A 3,746-nucleotide genomic window follows, 5' to 3' on the forward strand; every position below is an offset into this window, starting at 1 on the left:
GGGCGTTCGGACGAATTTTTCGCATCCCCCCGTCTTAGGACACGTACGATGCGGCGGTCGACTTCGTGCTCTCGCGCGGGGGTGCGTTGACTGCGGTCGCCGTGGAGCGGCCGGGAGAGGGGTTCGGCAGGGCCGCGGCGGGGCTTTCCGCTTTTCGGGAGCGGTTCGGCTCCTGCCGGACGTTGGCGGTGGGGCCCTCCGGGATCCCGTTGGTGGAATTCCTGCGGGCCGATCCGGTGGCGCTCCTCAGCTGAAGCGCCGCCGGGGTCTGACTTTCGTCAGAGCCCGATCGCCGGGCAGCGGAGCATCCCGGTCTCGGGCCAGTGTTTTGCCCGCCAGGCGTCGAGATACCGATAGGTGTCGGCGTCGATCGCCGCATCCGGCGACGGATGGTGCTCGTTCCAGACGAGGTGCGAGAGCCGCATCCCGCGCGCGGCCATGGCTTCGAGCGCCAGGAGCGTGTGGTTGATGCTCCCCAGGCGTCCCGACGTCACGAAGACGACGGGCCAGTGCTGCCTGGCGGCGAATTCGATCGTGAGGAGATCTTCCGTCAAGGGCACCATGAGACCGCCCGCGCCTTCGACGAGGACGCGGTCGTACCTTCCGCTCACGGTTTCGATCGCCCGCAGAACCGCCTGAAGGTCGAGCGTGCGCTTTTCCATCGCGGCCGCGAGGTGCGGGCTCGCCGGATAGTCGAAGAGGGCGGGGGCCGTAAGCCCCTCGGCGTCCTCGGGGAGCGTCACGCCCATGATGCGGCGGTGGACCGCGATGTCGGGCGAGCGCCCGTCGGGGGCGCCCGTCTGCACGAGCTTCACCGTCGCGACGGTGAACCCCTCATCCATCCACCGGCGGGCGAGCCAACCGGTTGCGACCGTCTTCCCGGCATCGGTGTCGATGCCGGAGACGAACCAAACGTTCTGCTTCGGGGAGGTCACGGCACGGCTCCTTCATTCGTTTCGCCCGTCGTCCCGTCGACGGGGTTCTCTTCGAGGTGGCGCTCGAGCACCGTGAGGAAGCCCTTCAGGAGCGCTTCCGTTTCGGCTTCGGTCATGACGAAGGGCGGCATCAGGTACCAGAGGCGCCCGATCGGGCGCACCCAGACGCCTTCCTTCACGAAGCGGAGCTGCAGAACCGGGATCTTCCCCGGCACTTCCGTCTCGACCACGGCCACTGCGCCCAGCACGCGCACGTCGCGGATGCCGGGGCGCCCGCGCAGGTGCGCAAGGCCCTTTTCGAGGCGCTCACCCAGGGCGCGGGCCTTCGCGGGCCAGTCGTCCGAGCGGTAGAGGTCCATTGCGGCGCAGGCGGCCGCGCAGGCGATCGGGTTCGCCATGAAGGTGGGCCCGTGCATGAAGGCGAAGGGCGGGTGCGCGCTCACGCGGTCGGCGACGCGGTTTTGCACCGCGACGGCCGATAGAGTCACCATGCCGCCCGTCAGGGCTTTGCCGATCGTCATGACGTCGGGCGTGACGTCCGCCCACTGGCACGCAAAGTCGCGGCCCGTGCGCCCGAATCCCGTCGCGATTTCGTCGAGGATCAGCAGGACGTCGTGCTCGCGGCAGAGCTTCGCCGCTTCCGCAAGGAACTGCGGGTGGTAGAACCGCATCGCGCTCGCACCCTGAAGAATCGGCTCCAGGATGAAGGCGGCGACGTCGTCGTGCGCTTCAAGGAAGGCGCGAAGCGGCTCGATGTCCGCCGGATCCCAGTCGCCCCCGAAGACGGATTTCGGGGCCGGGACGAAGTGGCGCTGCGGGAGGGCCCCTCCGAAGGCGCCGTGCATGCCGGCGACCGGGTCGCAGACCGACATCGCGTTCCAGGTGTCGCCGTGGTAGCCCCCTTCGATCGTGACGAAGCCCGTGCGGTCGGGGCGCCCGGAGGCCATCTGGTACTGGATCGCGAGCTTCATCGCGGCCTCAACTGCGACCGAGCCCGAATCCGCAAAGAAGATGCGCTGGAGCGCCGCGGGGAGGATTTCGGTGAGACGCTTCGCCAACCCGATCGCCGGGTCGTGCGTGAGCCCGCCGAACATCACGTGAGGGAGTTCCGCCGCCTGGCGCTGCACGGCATCAACCAACGCCTTTGGCTTGTAGCCGAAGGGCGCGCACCACCAGGCGCTCGTCCCGTCGATGAGTTCGCGCCCGTCGGCGAGTTTGAGCTTCACGCCTTCCGCCCCCACCACTTTTTCCACGCGGGGCGTGAGGATGGTGCCCGCGTACGGGTGCCAGATGTGGTCGCGGTCGACGGCTAGCCCCTCGTCCGCTTCCAACTTGTAGCCGGCTTCGCGCACGAGTGAGAGCTCGTGGTTGTGGTCGGTCCCCGGGGTCGTCAGCATGTCGCCCGCAATCGCGCTGTTGACGCCCGCGCGGAAGCAGGCGTGAAGGCACGCGTCCGACAGGCGGCGGCGTCCGCCCGCGAAGCGGAGTTCCACCGTGGGGTTGAGAAGCCTCCAGACGGCCGCCGTGCGGATCACTTCTTCCTCTGAAATCCTCGGCATCGAGCCCAAGGGCGTGCCGGGGATGGGTTCGAGGACGTTCAAGGGCAACGACGGCACGCGGAGCTTCCGGAGCGCCAGCGCGAGTTCGATTCGGGCCAGGCGGTCTTCGCCCATCCCGATGATCCCGCCCGAGCAGATCTGAAGGCCCGCGCGGCGCGCGGCCTCAAGCGTCTCGATCTTCGCCTCAAACGAGTGCGAGGTGCAGACCTCGGGGAAGAACGACGGAGCGGCTTCGAGGTTGCAGTGGGCGCGCGCGACGCCCGCGTCGCGCAGCTCCCGGAATTCGTCTTCGGTCAAGAGCCCCGGCGAGATGCAGACCTCCATCGGGAAGGCTTCGCGAAGGCGCCGCACGATCTCAGCCGTCTCGCGGACTTCGCGCCGGGAGAGCTTCCGCCCCGACATCACGAGCGAGAAGCGCGAGGCGCCGGACTCGTAGGCGGCCTTGGCGCTCTTCAAGGCTTCTTCCGCGTCGATCAGCCCGTAGACGGGCGACTTCGCGTCGGGCCACGAGGCCGACTGCGAGCACCAACGGCAGTTCTCCGGGCACTTCCCGGACTTGGCGTTGACGATCGCGCAGATGTTGAAGGTGCGCGAGGCGTGCTTTCGGGAGACTTCCTCCGCGGCGTCGACCAGCGTCTCCACGGGGAGCGCGGCGACGGGAAGGACTTCTTCGGGGGTGATCTCGGCGTCCGAGAGGGCGCGCTCGACCAAGCGCCCGATCATGGCGCGGGCTTCCTCTTCGAGGGCGGCGTCTTGCGGGGCGGGGTTGACGGTTTGGGGCATTGTGACTTCGTCGGGCAGAGAAATGGGTGGGTGGTTGGATGAGGGACTGAGTTTAAGGGAGGGGCGCGGCGCTTCGCTTCAGCCGGATGGACGAGGGACAGCGGAGAGGTTGGCAGAGAGTGGTTCGCTTAATCCGGGCATCCCCGGCTCCGGCTTCTTAAGGGAAAACATGAATCTGATGTGCAATCTTTATTTTTCGGCAATGCCAAGGGGGCGCGGGGCTTGAAACCTTTATTTAGAAGAAACGAAAGCTCCCTACTCTGAAAGGAGTACCCGGAATTGACCTCTTCGGCGTACGCCTACAAACAAAACCGGCGCCCTTTGCGACCGGAAACGACTTCTTAATTCCCAAAGGAGACAAGCAAAATGGACGCACATGTGATCGCCCAGCTTTGCATGCTCGCGACGCTCATCCTGATGATTACGGGTAAGACCCCGATTTATGGAACCTCTTCACGGAAGAGGTTCG

At 66.8% G+C, this 3,746-nt stretch carries 2 protein-coding genes; both read right to left on the minus strand.

The annotated features are described in order from the left end of the window. Window positions 1-278 precede the first annotated feature (278 nt). Window positions 279-935: a dethiobiotin synthase gene (gene bioD, locus HMPREF9440_RS02730; protein WP_008541262.1), complete on the minus strand. Its 657-nt coding sequence runs from the start codon at window positions 933-935 to the stop codon at window positions 279-281. After that, complete coding sequence (gene bioA, locus HMPREF9440_RS11810) at window positions 932-3,277, minus strand: adenosylmethionine--8-amino-7-oxononanoate transaminase (protein WP_008541263.1); 2,346 nt, start codon at window positions 3,275-3,277, stop codon at window positions 932-934. Before bioA ends, bioD begins: the two co-directional genes overlap by 4 nt. Window positions 3,278-3,746: the final 469 nt, after the last annotated feature.

It is taken from the genome of Sutterella parvirubra YIT 11816 (assembly GCF_000250875.1).
Classification (GTDB): domain Bacteria; phylum Pseudomonadota; class Gammaproteobacteria; order Burkholderiales; family Burkholderiaceae_F; genus Sutterella; species Sutterella parvirubra.

Excerpts from the sequence above, each read along its gene's own strand:
- bioA (WP_008541263.1), bottom strand. The coding sequence starts at position 3,277 with ATGCCCCAAACCGTCAACCCCGCCCCGCAAGACGCCGCCCTCGAAGAG.